We start from the raw sequence: 22,950 nt of genomic DNA, 5'->3' as shown, positions 1-22,950 counted from the left end.
CAGGCACGATATTCGGGTAATATCGGCGTTTCTGGATCGCCGCGCGAGGCCGCAATGACACCGCAAGTGACCTACGACCCCGAAGCCAATGCTGCTTACATCCGATTTTCGCCCGAAGGGGTGCAGGAAAGCGAAGAGTCCAGCGCGGGGATCGTGCTCGATTATGACGCGCAGGGCCGCATTGTCGGCATGGAAGTGCTCGACGCCCGCGCCCACCTGCCGGCAGAGCTTAGATCTCGATCTCGCCCAGCCTTATAGCCTCCACAACGGCGTGCACCCGGTTGTTGGCACTCAGCTTGCGCATAATGTTGCCCATGTAGGAGTGTGCCGTTCGCTCCGCGATACCCATCAGGGCTGCCACCTCGCCGGCGGTCTTACCAAGGGCTGAGAGGCGCAGGAGCTCTTTTTCCCTAGGGGACAACAGGGCAGCCGACCCTGGTTTGGAAAAACGTTGGTCAACAGCAAGCGAAATTGCACCCACGTAGATATCGAGATTTCCGCTTTGATCAAGATGGGGCAACGCAGCAGCCGTGACCTGTTGGTAGCCACCGTTGGCTTGCTGCAGGCGGCAGCTCACTTGATAGGGCGAAGCGGTAACGCAGGCCCGGAAGTAGGCGTTGTAGGCCATGACTCGGTCATCCGGATGAAGTGCCTGAGCCCATCCGGATCCGTGCCCCTGGTTCTCGGTCTGGCCGGTAAATTCCACCCAGGAGCGATTGAGGTAGAAACAATAGCCCGTCGGCAATGTCAGCCACATTGCGGTAGGCGCGTCGTCGGCAATAGTGCGAAAGCCTAGGCGTTCGGCATTCCACAACTCGTCCAGCATTGCTGGCCCTCAACAACAACAAGCCTCATCTAAGCAAATCTTAAGGACTAAGACTATTGTTAGTTGTTATCGCGGTAAATTACGCAGGAGCACGGTATTTCCGGCAATACGTGGGGCCAAAACAACCCTGTTGCCGTGATTGCTCCGTCAGTCCCCTCCATAGGCAAACTCCTTAGCTTTAGCTCACATTGGTAGGGCTGAAGGAGGGTTTTTCAATGCCGCTCGATGTCCACAACGATGACGACGCTCAAGCACAAGGTGCAATTTTCTATGCGCCCGTTCTCTGGGAAGATCCCACGCCCTTCTACCATGACCTCCTAGAGGAAGGCACGGATGCCCCGGTTGCTGCGGACTTTGTTTGGGATGGGGCCCCATCTTCCGAAGACGCTTCCGACGGAGAGGATGAGGATGAGGAATTCGACGAGGTCGTCGATGAACTGACTGAAGTTTTGGAATCTTTGACAAAGAAAGATGCCGAGATACTCAGCCTCGTCGCCCAGGGGCATAGCGCTGACCAGATTGTGTGGCTGCTCAATGTTTCAGGTAACGCGGTCGATCAGAGTATCCGGGACGCCGCAGGGCTCGTCACCCCAGAATTGCTTGTGCAAGCCGGCCTCATTAGTCGCGTGCGCCAGAGCATGCTCCAAGGGCGCTATGCGCGCTTTCTTGGTCAGTCCCTAAATTGCCTGGTGGACGCTCGGGTCATGGGGGTTGTCGTCAACGAAACCCATTGTGGGCTGCACATGATGCTCGCTACCGGCGACCAGATCAGACTCTGGTTTTGTGCCGATGACCAGTTAGAGCAACCAGGATGGGCTGCGCTGGAAACCGTAGACGACGAATTCCTTTATAGCGACGACCTGGTTCACCTTGGTGAGCAGGTAAAGGCGTTCCTGGGACGCCGACGTAGCGTGAGACAAACGGCCAGGCAGTTGCTGCGTGACATTGCCGAAAAGGCCATCGACCTGCTCGACAGGATGGATGGTGATCCCGATTTCGAAGAGGAGGTGGAGCTCGACTGCGCCGATCTTTGGGAGGACGAGGACCTTGAAGATGGCAACGAAGCTCCGGTGTCGCTCAATCCTCCACATGAGGGCGGGAGTGACCACCCGGTTTTAGTTCGGAATGAGCCAAATATCCCACCGGATGCTATCCCCGCCTACACACAGGTCAACCAGCATGAGCCAGAGGCGTCAACTACGCCAACAGCAGAAATACCTGCGGCGCCGGAAGCAAGGGTAAGGAGAAAATCTCGCAGGGCCGACCAGCCCCCGGAGCTCTCTCCAAGTGAACGCAAGTACTACGAGGAGTTGGCGATCAGGCAGGCTCGGCTGCTTGGAATAGAAAGGGATATCGCCAAACTGCCTGTCGGTTTCCAAGGCTTCGGCCGCGTTTGCCTACAAAACGCTGTTCGAGAGATGAAGGAGTGGCTGGATGCTAACGATCTTCAAGGGCGAAATTGACGGTTGAGCGGGCTTGAGGATCAAGAAGCTCTCGGCCGGTCAGGAAAGCTCACATTTGATGCAACCAATCTACAAGCCGTTTAGCGGCAGACCTAATCACGTCAGCTCTTAGGGGCTGTTATGCCCAGATGGACGGCAGAAAGGTCGATAGCTGACATCGGCCCCATTGGCGGGAATGCCAGCTTTGCCGATCAGGCCCTGACGCTGCTCTGGGCCTACTATTACGCCGATTGTTATCCCCGCTCCCTCCACCCAGCCTACCCTCTCCTGTTCCCCCACAGGAGAAAGTCCCAAAAGAATGGCAAAAATCCTTCGGATCACCCCGGCGCTGGCGGAGCGGCATGAGGGTTTGTGGTTGCGCCTGACGGCGCTGCAGGAGCAGGCGCGGAGCGTGGCGGCGAAAAAGCCCGAGGCCCTCCTGGGCGACGAGGTGCGGATGGCGGCCGAGGCCGTATTGCATGATGCGCAGATCTTTGGGCCCAAGCGGCGGGCGCCCGAAAAACTGCCGCCGGCGGCGCCCAGCTGGGGCGGGCTTGCGGTGCAGCTGGGGCAGGCGCTGGCGCTCTTGGCGGCCTATGAGGCCAGCCATACCGGCTGGAGCGAAGAAGATCGCTTCCGGGTGTGGCTGACGCGGCCGCTGCCGATGCCGGTGCGGCGCTTGTTGCCGGCCGAACAGTTTTCGCCCGAGGGGCGCGACGAGATGCGCTCGATCCGCCAGAAACTGGCCTTGCGCATGGACCGGGCCTTTCGCGATCACTTCAGCCGCGGCTACCAGGCGGGGATTGCCGCGGCCCGGCGGGCCGAGCCGCTGGGGGAAGCCGTGCCGCCGGCGCGGCTCGATCCGGGCTTTCCCGCCATTCGCCGGCTCTAGGCGCAAAAGGGGGCAGGCAGTTATCCCCGCCCCCTTTTTGGGGGTGTATGGTGCTGCGCATTCCCCCGCAGGAGCGGCGCTGCAGCGACCAGATGGCGGATGGAACAGCCGGGACGGGGTGCGTCGCTGCACGCCGTGGGTCCGAGCCGCATTGGACAGTTCGCCCCCTGCCGAATTGGGGGGCGCGCTTTGCGAGCTGGATCGGTAAATCCCGGCCGCCCCGAGGCGATGTCGTCTCGTATCCAACCATCCCAAGAGGCGCCACCGCCTCGGGGTCCGCTCCCGCCTAGCCGCCCTTGCGGCTATGGCGTCCGCGTCGCCGCAGGCGATCGCCCCCGCGCGTCCGCAGGACGTCGCGCCTCCCCCCGCCTCGCCGCAAGGCGATGGCGCCTGCGTCGCTCTTGCGATCGCGCCGACCCGCGGCTCCGGCCAGCGGGCGCCCCTGCACGCCCCTTGCACCCGGCCCCGGCGCGGGCCATCTATGCCCGGCCGCTAACCCCCCGGGAGATCTTTGCCCCATGCGCCGTATTGCTCGCCTTGCCGCCCTTGTTCTGCCGGTGCTGGCGCTCGCCGCCTGCGGCGATTCCCGCGAAGTGGGGAGCGTGGGCGTCGACTGGACCGGCAATGACATTGCCATCGATGCCGTGCCCGATCCGGAAGTGGCGGGGGTCGTCTGCCACCTCGCCTATTTCAATCGCGGCTTTATCGATCGCATCTCGCAGGGCAACTGGTTCGAGGACCCTTCCTATTCGGCGCTGGATTGCTCGGCCGTCGGCCCGATCACCGTGGGCGATATTTCCACCCGCCCCGGCGGCGAGGAAATCTTTCGGGAAAATCGCTCACTGATCTGGAAGTCGCTGCGCGTCACCCGCATTTACGACGCGACCAATGATGCGCTGGTCTATCTCGGCCATGCCCGCCAGATCCAGCAGGGCTCGGGCAAGATGAGCCTCTCGGTCGTGCCGCTGCGCGGCGAGAACGTCACCTGGCTCAACGCCCCGCCCGCCGCCGCGGCCGCCCCTGCCCCCGCAGCGGCCGCGCAATAGCATGGGCTCGCGCGCCGAGCGCTCCGCGCACAAAATCATTCCGCCCCGCCCGGCTTCAAACGGCGCGGCGGAGTACGATATTGTTCCAGACAAGCAAACGCGAACGAGCCCAAGGATTGCACCATGGCCATTCTGATCGGCGATACCGCCCCCGATTTCACCCTCGAAAGCACCGAGGGCACCATCCATTTCCACGACTACATCGATGGCTCCTGGGCGGTCCTCTTCTCCCACCCCAAGAACTTCACCCCTGTCTGCACGACCGAACTGGGCTATACCGCCAAGCTCAAGCCCGAGTTTGAAAAGCGCGGCGTCAAGGTGCTGGGTCTTTCGGTCGACAAGCTCGAGGACCATGCCGGCTGGGCCGCCGATATCGAGGAAACGCAGGGCTCCGCCCTCAACTTCCCGCTCCTGGCCGATACCGATGGCACCGTGGCGCGCCAATACGACATGATCCATCCCAATGCCGACAATACGCTGACCGTGCGGTCGGTGTTCGTCATCGGGCCCGACAAGAAGGTCAAGCTCAAGATCGAATATCCCGCCTCCACCGGCCGGAACTTTGATGAAGTGCTTAGGGTGATCGATTCGCTGCAGCTGACGGCCAAGCACCAGGTGGCAACCCCGGTCAACTGGCAGAACGGGGATGACGTGATCATCGTGCCGGCCGTGTCCAATGAACAGGCCAAGACGAAGTTTCCCGAGGGCTGGACGGAACTCAAGCCCTATCTGCGGATTGTTCCTCAACCCCGCGCCTAAGTGGCGCGACTGTCTTCTCCCTGACCACTCGGGCGGCAGCAATGCCGCCCTTTTCTTTGTGGTGCGTGCGGGCCGCCTATTCGGCCGCCACCCCGGTGCCGATGGCGCAGGCGACCCCGGTCCCCTGCAGCCCGCAATAGCCGTTCGGGTTCTTGGCCAGATACTGCTGGTGATAAGGCTCGGCATAAAAGAACGGCCCCGCCGGGGCGATCTCCGTCGTGATCGGGCCAAAGCCACGTGCCTTGAGCTGCGCTGCATAAGCATCGCGGCTGGCGCGCACGATCTCCGCCTGCTCGGGCGTCGTGGTATAAATGGCGGAGCGATACTGGGTCCCCACATCATTGCCCTGCCGCATGCCCTGGGTGGGATCATGCTCCTCCCAGAACGTCTTGAGCAGCTGCTCGAGGCTGATCCGGGCGGAGTCGAACACCACCTTGACCGCCTCGGTATGCCCGGTGCGGCCGGAACACACTTCCTCATAAGTGGGATTGGGGGTGATCCCGCCCTGATACCCCGCCGCCGTCACGATGACGCCCGGGAGTTGCCAGAACAAGCGCTCGGCGCCCCAGAAGCATCCAAGCCCCAGATAAATGGTCTGGGCGCCGGCAGGGTGAGGACCTGCGAGCTTTTCGCCGCTGACATAATGATTTTCAGAGGTCACGAGGGGCTGCTCGCGGCCAGGCAGGGCGTCGGCAGCAGTGGGCAGGCTGGTGGGCTTGGTCTTAAAGAACATCGGTTTTCCTTTTGTGCTTTGAAGAGGCGTCAAATTTGACTCTGACGGACAAAGCGCTCTGTTCTGGGCGTGCGGCCCATCACCGCCAGAATAATGCCTGGCACGCCAATCACCGCGAAAGCGGGGTAGGTCAGCAGGACTGCCAAGGCGGTGCCGAGCAGATCGGCAAAAAAACGGCTGGCGAAGAATTCTTGGACAGCCACGAGACTTGGCAGGTGCCAACCGCTCCAGGCCTGGGCGAGGCTGGTGAATTGCAGTGCGTTGGCTGCCAACGACCTAGTTCCATCGACCACCAACAGGACCAGGGCCAAGCCGATCAACCAGGTGCCCATGATCCGAAGAAAAAGCCGCATTGGAACCTCTATGGCGTTGCGGTAGCTCGATTAGCGCTTAGGACGAGCGCTTGCCATCGCACACCGCTCCTTGTGACACGCTAGCGCTAGTCATCACAAGATGGGGATGCTGGAGCCATAAAACAATTGAGTTTACCGTACTGTGATCCCTTGCGTCGGCAGAGCCGATGGGTATATTGCGCCTCGCTCGCACCGGGCTTTCCAGACCGGTCTCCCTTGCGCAACACCAAGGGTACAGGCGATGCGGAGAGATGGCCGAGTGGTCGAAGGCGCACGCCTGGAAAGTGTGTAGGCGGGGAACCGTCTCGAGGGTTCGAATCCCTCTCTCTCCGCCACAACTTCTTTCCAAAGCGTTGTTTCCCTACATCTTTTGGTTTCGTTTAGCGCGTTAGCGCCAATGCACCCCACATTTTCAGGTAACTGTTGCTGCACCGAGTGCGGGGTTCGCCCACCCTGTCCGCTCCCAAGCCGATTTTGCCACTGAAACTGCAAGGTGTGCAGCCTGTCGTAGGCAGCACCAAGCGTCCGAGCAGTTCTACAACACGTAGCTTCGCCTTATGCCAAGCGCCTCAGCCCTTCAGCTTTCCCCAAATGCCAATTGCTCTGAGCCTGACCTGCGCATCGCGTCGGTAAAGTGCATGTGCATCAAAGGAGATTACTGATGAACAAAATCGAACTGATTGGCTTCCTGCTTCAAGATCTTCGTGACGACCGTGAACCCGACGAAGAGGATCTTAGCTTGGCGCTTTGCCGCGAGACATCGAAGATCTTCGAGCTGGTCATTCAACACGGGCACCTTAGCCGCGACATGTTTGACCCAACGGGGATCAGCGATTCGAGCCTCAATGACTTTGAGGACCAATACGCCGATTACAAGACCACCAACTATCCAATCTCATACGTAGTTTTCGCTAATATCTTTGCCGAATGGCTCTTGGGCGAGGATGGACGGGATCGTCTTGGCATCATGGGCCTCATTGCCATGATCAAGGAGTACTCTGGCGTTCGGATCAAGATCTTGCCCCGGACCGGTGGCTCGCTTGTGGTTGTCCGCAACCGGAAGCACTCTGAGTACAGAGTCAACGAACGCGTCTTTATCGAGGACTGAGCCTAACGAACATCGCGTTACCGGGTGGTGGCTTCGGCATGCATATCGGCTGCACCACTCCGTAAGCACCGAGGCAGACCACCTAGTCAATGCTCGCAAAGGGGTATGTCGCCACAGGGCGGCATACCCAAAGGAGTTCGCCGATGACATCGAACCAACCCAAAAGAAGTGGATGAAGATTGCTGCGAGGCTTGAAGCTTTTCGAAGCGCAGGCGCGTGCCGCAGAACATGATCGCAGCTGGAACATGATTTTTCTTGAAGTGTAAGAGACTGACCAAACGCTTCCCCGGCATTGGCGTCAGGATTGGGGTGGTTTGCTGACCGTCTGCTAATCGGCCCGCAACTGCAAAAGCGGACTTGAGCAGATTGGTAATGGGATTGTGATCGGATTTCCGTTTGCGATGGAGCCGAGTCACAACGCCCGGTCAGGTCGCTTGCTTTCCCGGTTACGACGTAAGGATCATACCGCCATCGATATTGAGGGTGGCGCCGGTCATAAAGCCGTTGGACATCAGAAAAATGATGGCGTTACCAGCTTCGTCTGCAGTGCCTAGACGACCTACTGGCAGTTGCTTTTTCAGGCCTGCGACAAAGGCGTCGCGTCCCTCGCCAAGGGCTTTGCTCAGCATGGGGGTATCGATAGGGCCCGGCGAAATGGTGTTAACGCGACGCGGAGCGAGCTCCTGGGCAAGCCCCCGCCCCAGAGTTTCTACGGCCTTGCTGGCAGCAGCGATGATCGCCGTGCCGTTGCCACTGGGTCGGTCCGCCGCCACGCCGGACACGAAGGTTATCGAGGCGTCCGAAGCCAGCCGATCTCCAAGGGTTCGCAGAATGTGAACCGCAGCCCACAGACGCTCATCGAATGCACGGCCAAACAGGGCGATGTCGGTGTCGTACAGCGTGCCCACAATGAATGATCCGGCAAGCAGGACCAAGTGATCGACGGTGCCGATGGAGGAGAGCGCCGGCCCAATGGCGTCGGGATCGGCGATGTCTGCGGCCCGCCAGTCGGAAAAGCCATGCTCTGTTGCAGCGTTCTGGGTGCGTGCCGGATCAGACCCTACGACGGTCACAATGGCACCTGCGGCTTTGGCCTGCCTGGCCGTTGCCAGGCCGATGCCTGAGGTGCCACCGAAGATGAGCACGTGCTTGCCATTGAGCTTCACGCTCGGGGCGGTCGCGAACGAAAGATCGTCCATGGTATTTCTCCTGTCGCGCGCGCCCAAGCACGGCGACTTAACATCGATGTTGGGGGTAAGCGTGGCGCGAGGCGCACGGCTTTGGGTGATAAGCCGTGCTTTTTCCCTCGCTTAGGCGACTGGATAGGGCGGAGGGTCGATTTGATCGTCTTTACCGCCGGTGATCAGACCCTTGATGCGGGGGTCATCGAGCACTGTGTAAGGATAGGCCAGCGGAAGGGCGCTCACGGCATCGAGGCGCTCCATCTGTTCGGGTGACAGCGACACTTTTGCCGCAGCGAGATTGCTTTTCAGCTGCTCAAGCGTGCGCGGCCCAATGATGGGCAGGGATCCTTTTTTGGCGACCCAGGCAATAGCAATCTCACCAGGGGTCACGCCCGCCTCCTTTGCGACCGCGAGCAGGGTGTCGATAATGGCGGTCCGTTGCGGGCTGTTCTCGGGCTGGAATCCGGCGCCAGCCCAAGCTTCGTCTCGGCGGCTGTCGCTCTTGCCTGCACGATATTTACCTGTCAGCACGCCCCCGCCAAGCGGCGAATAGGCCACCACCCCGATGCCCAACGCTTGGCTGGTAGGGATAAGATCCTGTTCGGTAGCTCGTTGGACCAGACTATGCTCGACCTGGATGCCAGCGATGGGAACGGCGCCGCGCAGCTCGGCGATCGTTGCCGCCCGCGCAACACGCCAGGCCGGGAAATTGGAGAGGCCGGCATAAAGAATCTTCCCCGCCCGGACCAAGTCGTCGAAGCCGCGCACGATTTCCTCAAGCGGGGTGACGCCGTCCGAGACGTGGTTCCAATAGAGATCGATGCGGTCGGTCTTGAGGCGCCTGAGGCTTGCTTCTACCGAGGCCACCATTGCCTGGCGGCTGTTGCCGGTGACCAGAACGCCCGAGCTGGGATCAGTCTGAACGGCGTATTTGGTGGAAACAACGAAATCGTCTCGCCGGCCCTCCAACAGCTCGCCGAGAAACTCCTCCGACTCGCCGCCCTGATACCCATTGGAGGAATCGAGGAAATTGCCGCCCTGGTCGGCATAAGTGTCCAATATCCGCCGGGCTTCTTCCGGGCCGGCGCCGTGGCCCCAGGCCATGCCGAAATTGGCCGTTCCCAAAACAAGCTCGGAAACCCGCAGGCCGGTGTGTCTGCCAAAGATTTTATATCGCAAAGTGTCATTCCTTCGTAGTTGCGCGATCAAGTGTGGGCCGTCTCCGGTTCAGGAGAGGCCTTTCGCCACAGCAGCGAGCGTTTTTGATTGCGGTCACAATCCTAGTGACTTTGGTTGCGCATGCAACTAAAATCACGACACGAAGTTCAGAGGTGTTGAAAATGCGGGTTTCAAAGGAGAAGTCGGCCGAGAACCGAAAGGCCCTGTTGCACGCGGCCAGCCAACTGTTCCGGCAGCGGGGTATAGATGGCGTAGGCGTGGCAGAGGTCGCCAAGGCCGCCGGGTTGACGCATGGTGCGCTTTACGCCCACTTCCCGTCAAAGGAAGCACTCGTTGCCGAAGCATTCTCTTATGGCTTCGAAGCCAACGTGGCTGAGACGCGAGTACTGGAGCAAGCGCACACCAGTTCGTTCGACGAATATCTCAAGGGCCTCTTCTCCAAGGGAACGCGCGACCGGCTTGAGACCGGCTGCCCGATGTCCGCCTCGGCCAGCGAGATTGCTCGTCAGGGTGACGCCATCAGCGAAAGGTTCGCAGATGCGTTCGAGGAGGTGGTGGCAATGTTTGAGCAAACGCTTGAGCCTTCGCTGACTACGAGCGAGCGGCGCCAATTAGCCGTTGCCGCCAGCGCCGCCCAGATCGGGGCCATTGCGGTGTCGCGTGCGGTCGCGAAAGCCGACAAGGCGCTTGCAGATGAGGTTCTGGAGGCGAGCCACGACGCCATAGCGGCGGTCTGCAAAGTACCGGCCACCGACCGGGCATCGCCAATCTAACCCTGGAACAGCAAAGTCCGCTTCTGGGAGTTATCACGCCCACTCTGTATGACAGAGATTGGGTCGGATGCTCCCGGGCGGTAGCGGGGTGGGTTGCGGACAGTCGGCTTTCGGGGGAGTTATGCTATAGGTGACCGTTGCGAAGCCAGTCTTATGCCTCCTTTAAGATGGTCAAAGTGCTGAAGCGATGCCAAACTTTGAGGTAACTATGCGCGGAGCTTTCCTCGTCTTGTTGCGCTAGCAGCCTGGCACTCATCAGAGGCCCGGGCGAGCGACAGTGGCCCCAGGGTTGGTTTCCGGCACTATTCGCCCACAGACGTGAGGTTGACGACCTTGTAGGTGGGAGTGAGATAGGCAAGAGTCTTGACGCCCCGTAACCTGGCATTGGACTGCACCTCTTCCTCGAGCAGCCGCTCGGCGTCCGCGCGATCGGCACCGAACCGCACGCCGATGACCACGAAGTCGCCGTCGGTCTCGACCATGAGGAGGGTCACCCCGGCATCACTCTCGTTCAGGCAGAACCGCTCGTAATCTTGCGTGGTCAAGACCGTCCCGTCCGGCCCGCGGTAAGCGCCTCCGGATTGCGGGACCATCTCTGCATCATCCACCAGAACGCGTTCGAACTCCTGCCTGGTAGCCGCCGGGCACTGCAGGTCCATGGAGGCTCGGGCGACCGTACTGCCCATGCCCACGAGGACCGACATGCCGAGCAACTACAGGCGCAATTTCGGCATCGTATGTTCCCGGTGGGCTGTTCTTAGGCGGCGTGATTGTCGTCACAACTTAAAATATCAAAAGGTTACCTGCCTATATACCACCAGACAATACTGCTCCGTCGTATATAAAAGGTGACAACCTGAGAACACCAAATCCGATTCCCCGCGTAGTTGCCCGGCCACTCGGGCTCGGAGGATACGCGGTCCGAATGGTTAGTTTAGTGTATCGGTCCCCGAAGTGGGTCGAGCGATGTCCAACCACGTGAGCCGCGACTTCCGCCCCGTCTCCGCCTTCCGAGGCATCCCTTCCTTACTCTGGCTGCTTGCCTGTGCCTGGTGCGCGTATTGGACTTGGCATCTCGTCTGGTGGACCATCCCCGCTCCCCACGGCCTCGTCTTGTTCACGGCAGGGTTCGTCGTTTCGCCGTTCGCCGTGTTGTTCATTGCAACCGCATACGAGTGGTGGCGGCGGCTGGAATCGCGTCATTTCACCCGAAAGGCAATGCATCTCCATTGCGCGGTGATGATAGTGGGCAGTGTCTTGCTGTTCACGTTCGGCGGTAACCCCAAACCGGGGAGCTTGGAGGACATCAGGTCCTACGGCTTCCTTCTCGCGTTCTACACCCTGTTGGACCTGCCGATACTACTCCTCCTGCTGTGGATTGAACGGCGTGCCAGGAGGCATGGCCCGGGATGGGTCCGGCTGACGTGTCTGGCGGTGGCCGATCATTCACCCCTGGCGAGAGCGCCCGATCCGCGACTTCGGCAAGGACTACCAGGCCGAACCTCGGGTCGCTGTCGAAGCTCCGCTGGCCGCCCACAACAAAAGCTCTGATCAGTTCCGCTTTTAGCTCCTCGTTGAGTTCACCTTCCACCATCATGAGCGGCCGTGCCGCTGACACATACGATCCCGGACGTGCAGTGACAGCAATCTGAAGATCATGCTCGACAGCGAGCGTTTGCAGCCGTTTTGCGTCGAAGTGCTGGATGTATCCGAGCTTGTCAGTGCTGACTGGTACCCCTTCAGGCTCTCCTTCCAATAAGCGGCAGTCGAACAGTGGATGTTCCTCAAGGGTGCGCAGTGCATGAGCCGTGGCAGTCTCGACCCGATCGATTGTATGTCCCACTCGCCCAATGTCCGAGATTTGAGCTATCCATCGAATAAGGGCCACAACCACCAGTGCAACAACGCCCAAGGTGACGGAAAACAGGAGCATTCGGCTCGCCGAGCCATAGATACCTGCCGATAGCCCAAGGATCGCCAGGATGGAAAACAGAAATGCACCGATAAAAAGGGATATGGAGGTTTGGGCAGATCGATCTCCCACGATGAGCTGAGCAGCGCGCGGCGTGGTAGATGCAGAAGCCGACGACAACGCAGCAACCAGCGTGGAAAGCGCAAACACCGACACCGTCAACAGACTGGTCGCAAGGATTTCCAGTATGGATTGCACAGCTTGTTGGGTGATGGTGAAGGGCAGCTCCTCGGGTGCCCAGCGCGCCAGATAAAACGCTGCCAGGATCGTGAGCACGGCGAGCGCGGAAAATACTGCTGGCAAGAACCACATTTTGCGCAGCAAGCGCCGGAGATAGAACGAAACCTGACTCATGCAGGATCCTTGGCGGCGGCCGAGCGCAATGAGGCACTTATCGTGCCGTCGCTCTCCAGCACTAGATACTCGACCTCGGCGATGCCCCTGGCCCCCGATGAGCGGATGGCGCTGAGCGCTTCGTCTTCGGTCACCCGTTCGCGCTTCATTGCCCTAGAACAAAAGGCTCCGTCTCGGGCCAGCAGCGTCGGCTCGGAGCGGACCACCTTGGCAAAAGGTCGCCACCGGACGGAGGCAAAGGTAACCAGGAACTGCATGAGGATCAACAGCCCCAGAGCCAAGGCACCCTCTGCCAGGGCAATGGACTCTTGGAGCAGAATGGCAGACAGCGTTGAGCCGAGTGCAACGGTAACGACAAGGTCGAAGGCGTTGAGCTTAGCCAGCGTTCGCTTGCCCGAGATGCGCAGGAACAGCACAATCGTACCATAGGCCAGCACACCGACGACCAAGGTGCGAATGAGCCCTTGCCAGTCCTGGAAGAACATTCCGGTCCAGTTCATGCATTGCTCCGATCAGCAGAAATGGCGCCAATGGCGCGGATCAGCCTGAGCCCATGCACCAGCACGGTCAAGGCCGCGACGAGATAGCCAACACATCAGTCCAAATGTTTCCGCACCAGGGTCGCGGCGTAAGTATACTTGACGGAGAACCAGTTAATCCATAATGCTAGATATATGGAACAACGTGCAGCCATCGACGTCTTCTCTGCCTTATCGCAGGCAACACGCCTCGAAACGTTCCGTCTTTTGATGGAGTACGAGCCGGATGGTCTTCCGGCAGGGGAGATCGCGCGGCGCCTGGGAGTTCCGCAGAACACGATGTCGTCGCATCTAGCGGTTCTGGCGCGAGCTGGGCTTGTTGAGTCGGAACGGCATAGTCGCTCGATCGTCTACCGCGCCGTAGTGGAACGCGTGCGCGAGATCGCGAGCTTTCTGGTGCAGGACTGTTGCGGGGGTCGCCCGGAACTGTGCGAACCCCTAGTCGCCGAATTCACCCCGTGCTGCTCTCCCATGGAGACGAGCCATGTCTGACCGCGTCTACAACGTCCTATTCCTCTGCACTGGCAATTCGGCCCGCTCCATCCTGGGCGAGGCTATCCTCAACCATGTAGGCAGCGGCCGCTTCCAGGCATACTCCGCCGGTTCGACGCCGAAGGGTGCCGGGCGCGCCCAAGATGGATTTTATCTTCACAGTTTGCGACAACGCCGCCGGCGAGACCTGTCCGATCTGGCCCGGCCAGCCGATGACCGCCCACTGGGGCATCGAAGATCCCGCAGCGGTTGACGGCCCCGAGTTCAAGCAGCGGGCCGCGTTTGGGGATGCCCTGCGGTACCTTTGCAACCGCATCGGCGCCTTCATCAACCTGCCGATCGCCAGCATCGATCGCATGGCATTGAACTCGAGGCTTGAAGGCATCGGAGCAATGGACGGCACCACCACCAAGTCGTCGAAGGCCGCGTAGAACCATGTCCATCTTCGAACGCTACCTCACGCTTTGGGTCGCAACCTGCATCGTTGTGGGCATCGCCGCTGGCCACTTTTTCCCTGCCGTGTTCCAGGGGCTGGGCTCGTTCGAGTACGCCCAGGTCAACCTCCCCATGGCGGTGCTGATCTGGCTCATGGTCATCCCCATGCTGGTCCGCATCGACTTCATGAGCCTGCGCCAGGTCGGCTCTTATTGGCGTGGCATGGGCGTCACTGTTTTCATCAACTGGGCCATCAAGCCGTTCTCCATGGCTCTGCTCGGCTGGCTCTTCATCGGCTGGCTGTTCCGGCCGATGCTGCCTGAGGTGCAGATCGATAGCTATATCGCCGGTCTGATCATCCTGGCGGCAGCCCCATGCACAGCCATGGTGTTCGTGTGGTCGAACCTGGTGCGGGGAGAGCCGCATTTCACCTTGTCTCAGGTTGCGCTGAACGATGCCATCATGGTCGTCGCCTTTGCTCCCATCGTCGGCCTGCTGTTGGGACTGTCGGCAATCACCGTGCCATGGGACACTTTGTTGCTCTCGGTCGGACTCTACATCGTCGTGCCGGTTATCGCCGCGCAGCTTTATCGACGCTGGCTGCTGGCCAATGGGGGCATCGACGCCATGAACCGGGTGCTGTCCGTCCTGCAGCCTATATCGATCACCTCCTTGCTGCTGACCCTGGTCATGCTCTTTGGCTTCCAGGGCGAGCAGATCATCGCACAGCCGACCGTCATCCTGCTGCTGGCGGTGCCAATTCTGATCCAGGTCTACTTCAACTCCGGCCTGGCCTATTACCTGAACCGGGTCTCCGGAGAACAGCACTGCGTCGCTGGCCCCTCCGCGCTGATCGGTGCATCGAACTTCTTCGAACTGGCCGTGGCCGCGGCCATTGCCCTGTTCGGATTCAACTCCGGTGCAGCCCTGGCGACGGTCGTCGGCGTCCTGGTCGAGGTGCCCGTCATGCTGTCTGTCGTCTGGATCGTGAACCGCTCCAAAGGCTGGTACGAACGCGGCCCCGCCGTACGTCACAACACCGAAACGAGGGTCACCGGATGAGCGTCACCATCTATCATAATCCTGATTGCGGAACGTCCCGCAACACACTGGCGATGATCCGCCAGTCCGGCGTCGAGCCAATTGTCGTCGAGTACGTCAAGACGCCGCCGAGCCGCGACCGTATCGTGGAGCTGGTTTCCGCCGCAGGTCTCTCGCTGCGAGATGCCTTGCGCAAGAAGGATACGCCCTTTGAGGAGCTTGGGATGGCCGATCCCGCCAAGACGGATGACGAGCTTCTGGATGCCATCGGGGCAAACCCGATCCTGCTAAACCGCCCCTTCGTGGAGACGCCGATCGGCACGCGCCTCTGCCGCCCATCAGAGGTCGTGCTCGACATCTTGGAGAACCCCGACATCGGCCCGTTCACGAAGGAAGATGGCGAAGTCATCATCGACGCCGAAGGGAAACGGCTTGTCTGATCGGCCAAATATCACCAGCGGCGCCTTCGAGGTGCCGGAATTCTCCAAGCTCACTGCCCCGGTTATGGACCACAAGCCGCGCATCCTGATGCTCTATGGCTCACTGCGGGAGCGGTCTTACAGCAGGCTTCTGACCTTCGAGGCGCAGCGTCTTCTTGAAGCCCTCGGCGCCGAGGTCCGCATCTTTCATGCCAACGGCCTGCCGTTGCCCAACGATGCGCCCGAAAACCACCCGAAGGTGCAGGAACTCCGCGACGCCATGCTGTGGTCCGAAGGCCAGGTTTGGACTTCGCCGGAACGGCACGGAGCCATGTCTGCGGTAATGAAGTCCCAGATCGACTGGATACCCCTGCCGGGCGGCGCCATCCGCCCGACTCAGGGTCGTACCCTAGCCGTTATGCAGGTCTCTGGCGGATCGCAGTCATTCAACGCCGTGAACCAGATGCGTATCCTGGGCCGCTGGATGCGGATGGTGACCATCCCGAACCAGTCCTCGGTCGCCAAGGCCTTCCAGGAGTTTGACGAAGCCGGCCGCATGAAACCGTCGTCCTATTACGACAGGGTGGTGGACGTCATGGAAGAGCTGGTGAAGTTCACGTTGATCAACCGCGGCGTCTCCAGCTACCTGACCTCCCGTTACAGCGAGCGCAAGGAAGCGGCAGCCAAACTCGAGGAGCGAGTCGGCCCGAAGTCTTTATAGACTACGAAGGCACGGTGATCCAAACGACGAGCCCGCATCAGGAATGGCCGCTATCTGAACTTGCGGATCACAAACCGGACGGACTGTTTCCCACCCCAAAGGTGCCGGTCCGGAGCCGACCCCTTTTCGGTCTTATAGCGTCCAGTTCCTCATTCCTGAAAGCGGACACTCTCCTGTCTCTCGGCGCGTCCGTTTCGGCCGTTGGAACCGGCGCGGCGATCCTCCAGAAGCAGGCACCTGGTTGAAGGCCGGGCTCTCTGAATCCTAGCGGACCTAGAAAAGAGGTGGGGTCGGTAGCCGCGGGGCAGATAGTTTGGCTCCCCGTCCCGGCGAGGGGCGTGGTGGCGGCCACGCCGATAAAGGTTCGATGTCACGTCAAAGTCGCAACGGCACTTCGGTGGATATGAGATGGATGGCAATGGCGAAGCAAGCGGACAGTCCAGATCGGGAGATCGAGAACCGACTTCCAATTCGACTCTGAAGACTAATTTCAACAACTACACTTTCATGGTGCGAAGCTTGGGCATCCAGATCCAGCAGACAGCGGCGAAGAGCACGACCACGAGGGCCATTGACGCCATCGCCACCCGGGGGCCGACCTCGGCGGAGAGCAGCGCCATGGTTGCCGTGCCCATCGGCATGAGGCCGCGCGTCATGAACAGGGACGAGAGGACTCTGCCGCGAAAGGCATCGTCCACCGTCAGCTGCAGGATGGTGTTGTTGGACGAATTGTAGGCGATATGCATAGCACCGGCTGCAAACAGCGCCGGGACCGCCCAATAACTATTGGGGGCGGCTGCGAACAGGATGAGAAACAGCCCGAAACACGCCATAAAGACCAGCATGGTGGAGCCACGCCGCACATCGCGCTGCATGCGGCTGGCCAGCAGGCCGCCAAAGATCGAGCCCAGCGCCGCGAGCGCCGTCATGGCCCCCAGCCCGCTGGCTCCGGTTTCGAAAACCTGCGCGGCAAACACAGCCAGGAACTGAATATAGGGCTGGCAGAAGAAGGTGGGCACGAGCGCCACGGCAACCAGCATCAGCAAGAGCGGTTCCTCTCTCATGTAGACGAAACCGCCCACCAGGCTGGCGAAGAATGACTCGGCCTTGCGCTCCACCTTCTGCTCTGGCAAGTGGAGCATCAGCAACATCACCATAACCACGGTGAAGCTGAGGGCATTGACCACGAAGCAGGCGGTGATGCCAAAGCTGGCAATGATCGCCGCCGACGACAGCGGGCCGATGATCTTGGCCATGTTGAGGGTGATGGAATTGAGCGACACCGCGCTGGCCATCGCCTCACGTGGGACCAGTTGGTAAACCAGCGAGTGCCGCGCCGGAAGATTGAAGGCGACGATCAGCCCGCGAGAGGTCGCCAGCACCATGATCAACCAGATAGAGGCGTCGAAGAAGGCCACCGTACAGGCCAGGCCAATCGCCACGATCATCGCCAGGAACTGCGTGCATAGCAGCATGGTGCGGCGGTCGAAGCGGTCGGCCACCACGCCGCCGAACATGGCGAAAAGCATGATCGGCAGGCCACGGCCCAGATTGACGAGGCCCAGCATGACCGGGTCGTTGGTGGTCGAGATTACCAGCCAGTTCAGGGCCACCTGGTCCAGCCAGTCGCCAACGAAGGAAATGGTGTTGCCGTACCAGAACAGGCGGTAATTGCGGTAACCAAGAGCGGCAAACGTCCCCGGTCTGGGCTTTGGCGTCTGAATGGCCTGTTCTGGCTCGTCGGCGGCGGTGATGGTCATGGGACTATGGGGTTGTGGCGCGGAACCCTGTCCGCACCGATATAAACCGGGTTGGGGCGACCTATTCGGCCGCCTCTTTTGCCGCGTCGGCATTGTCCAGGTGCGCAATGACTTCCGCGACATGCATCACGTCGGCATATTTGTGATGCAGGTCGAACAGATTCATCTTGTGGACCATTTCGTGCCGGTCGAATGCGCATTCCTCGACCAGGCTGACATGCAGGCCATTGGAATAGCCGTCAACGCAGCTCGCGCGGACGCAGCCACTCGTGCTCTCGCCACAGACGATCAGGCTTTGGACACCGAGCAAGTTCAAATGCGAGATCAAGGGCGTACCTTGGAAGATGCTGGCACGCTGCTTGCGAATGACAACATCGCCTTCCTGGGGCGCAAAATCGGCCAGGATTTCGAAATCGTCGGGAAAGTGCCTGGCGCGTGTGGGCTTCTGACGCCTGGTCGCGCCGACGCCTGCAGGTGCCGCCATCGGCCGCCGATCAGAGGTGCAGTAGAAAATTGGGATGCCGGCCGAGCGGGCCGCCGCGATCAGCTTCTTGGTAGGCTCAATGGCGTTGTGCGCATACATGCCGCAGCTGCTGGGAAACTCATCCTGAAGCGTTGATGGTGGCACTGCGCCACCGCGATAGGCGAGGTTGTACAGATCGATCAGGATCAGCGCCGGCCGGTGACCGACAAAGGTCTCGCGTGCATAGGCGGAATAAATCTGGATCAGGTCGTCCGGCACGATATCGGCCCAGGCGTGGTCTTCGAAGCGGTCGGGGGTCATGGTGATCTCCTTTTTGGGTGAGGCTGAGGGACGGATGCTGGCGGCATCGCGCATGTGCTCGGGGGAACGTAAGGGCCTCTCCCCGGGGGAGAGACCGGTGTCTCATTCAGCGGCGGCGCGGGCGCTCATGCCCTGCCCCGATGGCAGCTCGAACATGCACTGCGGAAGGGTGTTGAGGTAATCAAGCACCTCCGCGCTGGGGCGGACATTGGCGTATTTGGCATGCATGTCGAACAGGTTGATGGCGTGGCTCGCCTGGGTGCGGTCAAAGCATCCGTCCTCCACGACGGTGCAGCGGAAGTTCAGGGAAAAGGCGTCGAGCACGGTGGCGCGCACGCAGCCGGAGGTCGTGGTTCCGGTGACGATCAGGCTGTCGCAGCCCAGCAGCTGCAAGTAGGATTGCAGCGGCGTGCCGGCGAAACCGGACGGCTTCTGCTTGAGGACGACGAGGTCACGGGGCCCCGGCGCGATCGCGTCGACAATTGCATTGCCGTCGCGACCATCGGCATCGAGCACCGGGGTTTCGCCGCGACGCTTGGATTTCCAGCGCCACGAGCCGGCATCCCAGTTATCGGCGCGGCGGGTTGCGGTGGTGTAGATCACCGGAATCCCCTTGTCGCGGCAGAGGCCGATGAGCTTCTGCAGCACGGGCATGGCGTCCCACGCGTCTTCGCCGCAGGACGTGCGCCACTTCTTGATGCTTTCCAGGATCGGCGTTGGCGCTTCGTCGCAGAAGGCATAGTTCACGTCGATGATGACCAGCGCGGGGCGCTGTCCCCAATCGGCCAGGACGCCGAAGCCCGCTGCGGTGAGCACAGTCTTGTCGCGCTCGGTCAGAAACTTGTCCCAGATGCGTTCGGTCATGTCATTCCTCGTGGGGTGGTGGGGGTGGCGGAGGCGAAGCTGTGGGGCTCAGGGGAACCGGCCGCGCCATGTGACGGGCATAGGCGGTGAACCCAAACATGGTGGCGACCAGCACGGCGCCGCCGGCGAAAAAGGCCGACGTCAGCCCGATGAAACTGCCCAGAATTCCGAAAATGGCCGGGCTCACGGTCTGGGAGAAGCGATTGACCAGCAGGCGCAAGCCCATCAGCTTGCCGCGCTGATCCTCCCCGACGGCGTCCACCATGATCATGATGCTCACAGGCAGGTTGATGCCGGTGGCCGCGCCGAGCACGAAGATGAGCATGTAGGTGAGCACGATATTGGGGGCGACGACCGGCGTCAGCACGACACAGAACGAGGCAATAAAGCCTGCGGCCGCCAGAATGTGTTCGAGAGAAAACCGCCGCATCAGCCGGTCGACGATCAGCCTGCTCATCATGCCGGCCAGGCCCTGCCAGGAGAGGATCGTGGCGATCTGGAAGGCGGTATAGTCGAACTGAACCAGGTAGAGCGGCAGGAAGCCCATATATAGCGCCTGGATATACATGATGACGAAGGTGCCCACCAAGCCAAACTGCACCGGGCGATGGGCGGTAAGGCCGATGCCGCGGCGATAGCTGTCGGTGTAGCCGCTCAGCGACAATATCGCACGGATTTCCCCGACTTGGGGGACGGGATGGGGATAGCGGCGGCTGAACCAGACCAGGATCAGCATGAAGCCACCCGTGGCAACGGCCGACGCGACAAAGGTGAAGCGATATCCGTCAGCAGGAACCTCGAACAGGGAGGCGATCACGCCGCCGATCAGCGGACCGATCATGCCGCCACCCGACATCCACATGGAATAGGTGGTTATGGCCTTGTTGCGGGCCGTGCGGTCGCCTGTCGAAACCAGCACCTGCAGGGACGATGCCATGATGATGATGCTGGCGCCCATGAAGAGCTGGGAAATGGCAAGCGCCGGGATGCCGACGGCAAAGACGGTGTTGAGGAGCGAAGTCAGCAGCAGCACCGACCCCCATTGCAGCATTTTCATCGGGCCGAGACTGTCGATGAGTTGACCGGTCGGCATGGCGATGACGATGGGCAGCAGTGCCCGGAGGGTGACGATCAGCCCGATCTCGAGCGTCGAGGCACCCATCTCGGCGGCATAGAGGGTGAAGAACGGGTTGGCCATGCCGGTGATGGCGAAGAACAGACCGCCGCCGGCAATGCCGAACCGTGTAAATGTACTAATTGGCATAGTGGCAGGCCGTCTCTCTTGTCTTGGAATAGGCGTGCAGGAGCGGCTTTTCGACGCGACAGAAGTCCGTGGCCCGCGGGCAACGCGAGGCGAAAGCACAGCCGACCGGCAGGTTCAGCGGGCTGGGCAATTCACCGGAAAGCGGCCGCTTGGTCCGCGCTTCCTCGGCCACGGGATCCGGTACGGGGACGGCAGCGATCAGCGCTTGGGTATAGGGATGAGCCGGTTGTCGGAAGATTTCGTTGGCGGGGCCGTACTCCACCACCTCGCCCAGATACATAACGGCGATCTTGTCGGAGATGTAGCTGACGGTCAGCAGGTCATGGGAGATGAAGACAAAGCTCACGCGGAGATCGCGCTTGAGGTCGACCATGAGGTTGATGATCTGGGCCCGCACCGAGACATCAAGCGCCGAGGTGGGCTCATCGGCCACCACGACCGACGGCTTGAGCGCCAGCGCGCGGGCAATGGCCACACGCTGGCGCTGGCCTCCCGATAGCTGGCTGGGATAGCGGTGCATGTAGCTTTCGTCCATGCCGACCTGGTTGAGCAACTCGAGCAGGCGGTCCTCCCGTTCGGCGCGCGTGCCCCAGCCGGTGACCACCAGAGGCTCGAGGATGATGTCGGACAGCTTCATCTTGGGATTGAATGAGGACGATGGATCCTGGAACACCATCTGGGCCATGCCATCGACGTAGATGTCGCCCGAGGTGACCGGGTCTAGCCCCAGCAGCAGCCGGGCAACCGTGCTTTTGCCGCAACCCGATTCACCCACAATCCCCAGCGTCTCGCCCTTGCGGATGCTCAGGGAAATGCCATTGACGGCCCGCACAGTGGCCGGCACGCGCCAAGGCACAATGCTGCGGCCAACAAAGTGCTTGTGCAGGTTGAAGACCTCGACCACGACATGGTCTTCCGTGGAGGCATGCGAGGGGGCGATGATCTCCAGATCCTGGTGACGCCTGTCGCCCAAGCCTTCGGGCAGCCAGCAGGCCGCACTGTGCCCCGGGTTGCGGGGCATCAGGTCTGGCGTGGCCTCGAAGCAGTGCTGGTGCGCCGCGGCGCAGCGGTCCTTGAAGGAACAGCCGACGATCGGCAGCTTCATATCGGGCGGGAAGCCGGGGATCTGCGCCAGGCGGCGGCGCACGTGCTGATCCGTCGGCGGGATCGTATCGAGCAGGTTCTGCGTGTAGGGATGGCGCGGATCGGCGAAGATGTCCTTGACCGGACCGAACTCGACCAGCTTGCCGGCATACATGACGCCGACCTTGTGGGCGAAACGGGCGACAAGGCCCAGGTCGTGGGTGATGAAGACCATTGCCGCGCCGGTCTCGGCGGTCAGTTCCTTGAGCAGTTCGACAATCTGCGCCTGGATGGTGACATCCAGCGCCGTGGTCGGCTCGTCGGCGATCACCAGCTTGGGGCGGCATGATAGCGCCATGGCGATCATGACACGCTGGCGCATACCGCCCGACATTTCGAATGGATAGCCATCGATGCGCCGAGCGGCATCGGGAATGCCGACGCGATCGAGCCAGCCGATGGCTTCGGCGCGCGCCTTGTCGTGGCTCAAATCAAGGTGGCGCATGATAGGCGGCACCATTTGATTGGCGATCTTCATGACCGGGTCGAGCGATGACATGGGGTCCTGGAAGATGGTGCCGACTTCGCGACCCCGAATATGGTTGAGCTGGCGCTCGCTGATGCGGTTGAGGTCACGCCGCGCCAGCATGATCTCGCCGCCGACAATCTTGCCGGGATAGGCCAGCAGGCGGAGCAGCGACATGGCCATGGCGCTTTTGCCCGACCCCGACTCGCCGACAATGGCGATGCGCTCGCCGCGGTCGATGTGGAAGGAGACGCCGTTGACCGCCTTGACGGTTCCCGAATCCGTCAGGAAGTGGGTGTGCAGGTCGCGGACGTCGAGCAGCGCGCCAATGTCGGTCGCCGCAGCATTCTCGATCTGGATAGCTTGCGAAAAGTTCATGGCTTCTGATCCGGATTGTGATG

Annotated in this window: 24 protein-coding genes, 1 tRNA gene and 1 pseudogene; 13 read left to right on the top strand and 13 right to left on the bottom strand. The window is 61.0% G+C overall.

The window, feature by feature from the left end:
• Positions 1–54 precede the first annotated feature (54 nt).
• Positions 55–258: a DUF2283 domain-containing protein gene (locus ELX51_RS00750; RefSeq protein ID WP_127751715.1), complete on the top strand. Its 204-nt coding sequence runs from the start codon at positions 55–57 to the stop codon at positions 256–258.
• Here the strand turns inward: ELX51_RS00750 and ELX51_RS00745 are convergent.
• Complete coding sequence (locus ELX51_RS00745; protein ID WP_127751714.1) at positions 230–826, bottom strand: LuxR C-terminal-related transcriptional regulator; 597 nt, start codon at positions 824–826, stop codon at positions 230–232. The genes ELX51_RS00750 and ELX51_RS00745 overlap by 29 nt on opposite strands.
• Positions 827–1,041: 215 nt before the next feature.
• Here ELX51_RS00745 and ELX51_RS00740 point away from each other — a divergent pair, with 215 nt between their 5' ends.
• The 4 genes from ELX51_RS00740 (at position 1,042) to ELX51_RS00725 (ending at position 4,965) form a co-directional block, all read left to right on the top strand.
• Positions 1,042–2,289, top strand: coding sequence for a hypothetical protein (locus ELX51_RS00740; RefSeq protein ID WP_127751713.1), 1,248 nt, complete (start codon positions 1,042–1,044; stop codon positions 2,287–2,289).
• Positions 2,290–2,587: 298 nt separating this feature from the next.
• Entirely contained in the window at positions 2,588–3,160 is a 573-nt protein-coding gene (locus ELX51_RS00735) for a hypothetical protein (RefSeq protein ID WP_127751712.1), read from the top strand.
• 518 nt (positions 3,161–3,678) lie between these two features.
• Complete coding sequence (locus ELX51_RS00730) at positions 3,679–4,206, top strand: CreA family protein (RefSeq protein WP_127751711.1); 528 nt, start codon at positions 3,679–3,681, stop codon at positions 4,204–4,206.
• 123 nt (positions 4,207–4,329) lie between these two features.
• Positions 4,330–4,965, top strand: a complete 636-nt coding sequence (locus ELX51_RS00725) for a peroxiredoxin (protein WP_127751710.1) — start codon at positions 4,330–4,332, stop codon at positions 4,963–4,965.
• Positions 4,966–5,041: 76 nt separating this feature from the next.
• On the opposite strand, the gene msrA is transcribed toward ELX51_RS00725, so the two are convergent.
• Entirely contained in the window at positions 5,042–5,698 is a 657-nt protein-coding gene (gene msrA / locus ELX51_RS00720; protein ID WP_127751709.1) for a peptide-methionine (S)-S-oxide reductase MsrA, read from the bottom strand.
• A gap of 29 nt (positions 5,699–5,727) precedes the next feature.
• Complete coding sequence (locus ELX51_RS00715; protein ID WP_127751708.1) at positions 5,728–6,051, bottom strand: hypothetical protein; 324 nt, start codon at positions 6,049–6,051, stop codon at positions 5,728–5,730.
• A 245-nt stretch (positions 6,052–6,296) separates the two neighbouring features.
• On the opposite strand from ELX51_RS00715, the gene ELX51_RS00710 reads away from it, so the two are divergent.
• Both ELX51_RS00710 and ELX51_RS00705 read left to right on the top strand, forming a co-directional pair.
• Positions 6,297–6,386, top strand: a tRNA-Ser gene (locus ELX51_RS00710).
• A 326-nt stretch (positions 6,387–6,712) separates the two neighbouring features.
• On the top strand, positions 6,713–7,159 hold the full coding sequence (locus ELX51_RS00705; RefSeq protein WP_127751707.1) for a hypothetical protein: 447 nt from the start codon (positions 6,713–6,715) through the stop codon (positions 7,157–7,159).
• A gap of 446 nt (positions 7,160–7,605) precedes the next feature.
• Here ELX51_RS00705 and ELX51_RS00700 read toward each other — a convergent pair whose 3' ends face one another.
• Positions 7,606–8,358, bottom strand: coding sequence for an SDR family oxidoreductase (locus tag ELX51_RS00700; protein ID WP_127751706.1), 753 nt, complete (start codon positions 8,356–8,358; stop codon positions 7,606–7,608).
• 111 nt (positions 8,359–8,469) lie between these two features.
• Positions 8,470–9,552, bottom strand: a complete 1,083-nt coding sequence (locus ELX51_RS00695; RefSeq protein WP_248305208.1) for an aldo/keto reductase — start codon at positions 9,550–9,552, stop codon at positions 8,470–8,472.
• 131 nt (positions 9,553–9,683) lie between these two features.
• On the opposite strand from ELX51_RS00695, the gene ELX51_RS00690 reads away from it, so the two are divergent.
• Positions 9,684–10,295, top strand: coding sequence for a TetR/AcrR family transcriptional regulator (locus tag ELX51_RS00690; RefSeq protein WP_127751705.1), 612 nt, complete (start codon positions 9,684–9,686; stop codon positions 10,293–10,295).
• A 302-nt stretch (positions 10,296–10,597) separates the two neighbouring features.
• Here ELX51_RS00690 and ELX51_RS00685 read toward each other — a convergent pair whose 3' ends face one another.
• The 3 genes from ELX51_RS00685 to ELX51_RS00675 all read right to left on the bottom strand — a co-directional run bounded on the left by ELX51_RS00685 (position 10,598) and on the right by ELX51_RS00675 (position 13,121).
• Positions 10,598–10,999 (bottom strand): hypothetical protein, encoded by a 402-nt coding sequence (locus tag ELX51_RS00685; protein ID WP_127751704.1) that lies wholly within the window; start codon positions 10,997–10,999, stop codon positions 10,598–10,600.
• Between the two features lie 602 nt (positions 11,000–11,601).
• Positions 11,602–12,621, bottom strand: coding sequence for a DUF2254 family protein (locus tag ELX51_RS00680; protein ID WP_127751703.1), 1,020 nt, complete (start codon positions 12,619–12,621; stop codon positions 11,602–11,604).
• Entirely contained in the window at positions 12,618–13,121 is a 504-nt protein-coding gene (locus ELX51_RS00675; RefSeq protein WP_248305207.1) for a YetF domain-containing protein, read from the bottom strand. Before ELX51_RS00675 ends, ELX51_RS00680 begins: the two co-directional genes overlap by 4 nt.
• A gap of 174 nt (positions 13,122–13,295) precedes the next feature.
• Between ELX51_RS00675 and ELX51_RS00670 the strand changes: the two genes are divergently transcribed.
• The 5 genes and pseudogenes from ELX51_RS00670 (at position 13,296) to arsH (ending at position 16,268) form a co-directional block, all read left to right on the top strand.
• On the top strand, positions 13,296–13,652 hold the full coding sequence (locus ELX51_RS00670; protein ID WP_127751702.1) for a metalloregulator ArsR/SmtB family transcription factor: 357 nt from the start codon (positions 13,296–13,298) through the stop codon (positions 13,650–13,652).
• Positions 13,645–14,083, top strand: a pseudogene (locus tag ELX51_RS00665) (arsenate reductase ArsC). Before ELX51_RS00670 ends, ELX51_RS00665 begins: the two are co-directional and overlap by 8 nt.
• Before the next feature lie 4 nt (positions 14,084–14,087).
• Positions 14,088–15,149 (top strand): ACR3 family arsenite efflux transporter, encoded by a 1,062-nt coding sequence (arsB, locus tag ELX51_RS00660; RefSeq protein ID WP_127751701.1) that lies wholly within the window; start codon positions 14,088–14,090, stop codon positions 15,147–15,149.
• A complete protein-coding gene (gene arsC / locus ELX51_RS00655; protein WP_127751700.1) occupies positions 15,146–15,568 on the top strand; it encodes an arsenate reductase (glutaredoxin) in 423 nt (140 codons plus the stop codon). The genes arsB and arsC overlap by 4 nt, the downstream gene beginning before the upstream one ends.
• The gene (arsH, locus tag ELX51_RS00650) at positions 15,525–16,268 is read left to right on the top strand and encodes an arsenical resistance protein ArsH (RefSeq protein ID WP_127751699.1); all 744 of its coding nucleotides are present in this window, start codon (positions 15,525–15,527) and stop codon (positions 16,266–16,268) included. Before arsC ends, arsH begins: the two co-directional genes overlap by 44 nt.
• Positions 16,269–16,765: 497 nt before the next feature.
• On the opposite strand, the gene ELX51_RS00645 is transcribed toward arsH, so the two are convergent.
• The 5 genes from ELX51_RS00645 to ELX51_RS00625 all read right to left on the bottom strand — a co-directional run bounded on the left by ELX51_RS00645 (position 16,766) and on the right by ELX51_RS00625 (position 22,927).
• Positions 16,766–18,028, bottom strand: coding sequence for an MFS transporter (locus ELX51_RS00645; RefSeq protein ID WP_164854688.1), 1,263 nt, complete (start codon positions 18,026–18,028; stop codon positions 16,766–16,768).
• Between the two features lie 61 nt (positions 18,029–18,089).
• Positions 18,090–18,812, bottom strand: a complete 723-nt coding sequence (locus ELX51_RS00640) for an isochorismatase family protein (RefSeq protein WP_164854687.1) — start codon at positions 18,810–18,812, stop codon at positions 18,090–18,092.
• 102 nt (positions 18,813–18,914) lie between these two features.
• Positions 18,915–19,676: an isochorismatase family protein gene (locus tag ELX51_RS00635; protein WP_127751696.1), complete on the bottom strand. Its 762-nt coding sequence runs from the start codon at positions 19,674–19,676 to the stop codon at positions 18,915–18,917.
• Between the two features lies 1 nt (position 19,677).
• Entirely contained in the window at positions 19,678–20,940 is a 1,263-nt protein-coding gene (locus ELX51_RS00630; protein ID WP_127751695.1) for an MFS transporter, read from the bottom strand.
• Complete coding sequence (locus ELX51_RS00625; protein WP_127751694.1) at positions 20,930–22,927, bottom strand: ABC transporter ATP-binding protein; 1,998 nt, start codon at positions 22,925–22,927, stop codon at positions 20,930–20,932. Before ELX51_RS00625 ends, ELX51_RS00630 begins: the two co-directional genes overlap by 11 nt.
• Positions 22,928–22,950 lie beyond the last annotated feature (23 nt).

The sequence above is a fragment of the Devosia sp. 1566 genome (assembly GCF_004005995.1).
Classification (GTDB): domain Bacteria; phylum Pseudomonadota; class Alphaproteobacteria; order Rhizobiales; family Devosiaceae; genus Devosia.
Note: the sequence above shows the minus strand (reverse complement) of the source record. Positions and strands in the feature narration are given on the sequence as shown.

Bases quoted from the DNA above. Each gene is read 5' to 3' on its own strand.
- ELX51_RS00730 (WP_127751711.1), top strand. From the start codon at position 3,679: ATGCGCCGTATTGCTCGCCTTGCCGCCCTTGTTCTGCCGGTGCTGGCG.
- ELX51_RS00670 (WP_127751702.1), top strand. From the start codon at position 13,296: ATGGAACAACGTGCAGCCATCGACGTCTTCTCTGCCTTATCGCAGGCA.
- ELX51_RS00750 (WP_127751715.1), top strand. From the start codon at position 55: ATGACACCGCAAGTGACCTACGACCCCGAAGCCAATGCTGCTTACATC.
- ELX51_RS00675 (WP_248305207.1), bottom strand. From the start codon at position 13,121: ATGAACTGGACCGGAATGTTCTTCCAGGACTGGCAAGGGCTCATTCGC.
- ELX51_RS00705 (WP_127751707.1), top strand. From the start codon at position 6,713: ATGAACAAAATCGAACTGATTGGCTTCCTGCTTCAAGATCTTCGTGAC.
- ELX51_RS00645 (WP_164854688.1), bottom strand. From the start codon at position 18,028: ATGACCATCACCGCCGCCGACGAGCCAGAACAGGCCATTCAGACGCCA.
- ELX51_RS00635 (WP_127751696.1), bottom strand. From the start codon at position 19,676: ATGACCGAACGCATCTGGGACAAGTTTCTGACCGAGCGCGACAAGACT.
- arsH (WP_127751699.1), top strand. From the start codon at position 15,525: ATGGCGAAGTCATCATCGACGCCGAAGGGAAACGGCTTGTCTGATCGG.
- ELX51_RS00740 (WP_127751713.1), top strand. From the start codon at position 1,042: ATGCCGCTCGATGTCCACAACGATGACGACGCTCAAGCACAAGGTGCA.
- ELX51_RS00690 (WP_127751705.1), top strand. From the start codon at position 9,684: ATGCGGGTTTCAAAGGAGAAGTCGGCCGAGAACCGAAAGGCCCTGTTG.
- ELX51_RS00715 (WP_127751708.1), bottom strand. From the start codon at position 6,051: ATGCGGCTTTTTCTTCGGATCATGGGCACCTGGTTGATCGGCTTGGCC.
- ELX51_RS00745 (WP_127751714.1), bottom strand. From the start codon at position 826: ATGCTGGACGAGTTGTGGAATGCCGAACGCCTAGGCTTTCGCACTATT.
- ELX51_RS00680 (WP_127751703.1), bottom strand. From the start codon at position 12,621: ATGAGTCAGGTTTCGTTCTATCTCCGGCGCTTGCTGCGCAAAATGTGG.
- ELX51_RS00725 (WP_127751710.1), top strand. From the start codon at position 4,330: ATGGCCATTCTGATCGGCGATACCGCCCCCGATTTCACCCTCGAAAGC.
- msrA (WP_127751709.1), bottom strand. From the start codon at position 5,698: ATGTTCTTTAAGACCAAGCCCACCAGCCTGCCCACTGCTGCCGACGCC.
- ELX51_RS00685 (WP_127751704.1), bottom strand. From the start codon at position 10,999: ATGTCGGTCCTCGTGGGCATGGGCAGTACGGTCGCCCGAGCCTCCATG.
- arsC (WP_127751700.1), top strand. From the start codon at position 15,146: ATGAGCGTCACCATCTATCATAATCCTGATTGCGGAACGTCCCGCAAC.
- ELX51_RS00735 (WP_127751712.1), top strand. From the start codon at position 2,588: ATGGCAAAAATCCTTCGGATCACCCCGGCGCTGGCGGAGCGGCATGAG.
- ELX51_RS00640 (WP_164854687.1), bottom strand. From the start codon at position 18,812: ATGACCCCCGACCGCTTCGAAGACCACGCCTGGGCCGATATCGTGCCG.
- arsB (WP_127751701.1), top strand. From the start codon at position 14,088: ATGTCCATCTTCGAACGCTACCTCACGCTTTGGGTCGCAACCTGCATC.
- ELX51_RS00630 (WP_127751695.1), bottom strand. From the start codon at position 20,940: ATGCCAATTAGTACATTTACACGGTTCGGCATTGCCGGCGGCGGTCTG.
- ELX51_RS00625 (WP_127751694.1), bottom strand. From the start codon at position 22,927: ATGAACTTTTCGCAAGCTATCCAGATCGAGAATGCTGCGGCGACCGAC.
- ELX51_RS00700 (WP_127751706.1), bottom strand. From the start codon at position 8,358: ATGGACGATCTTTCGTTCGCGACCGCCCCGAGCGTGAAGCTCAATGGC.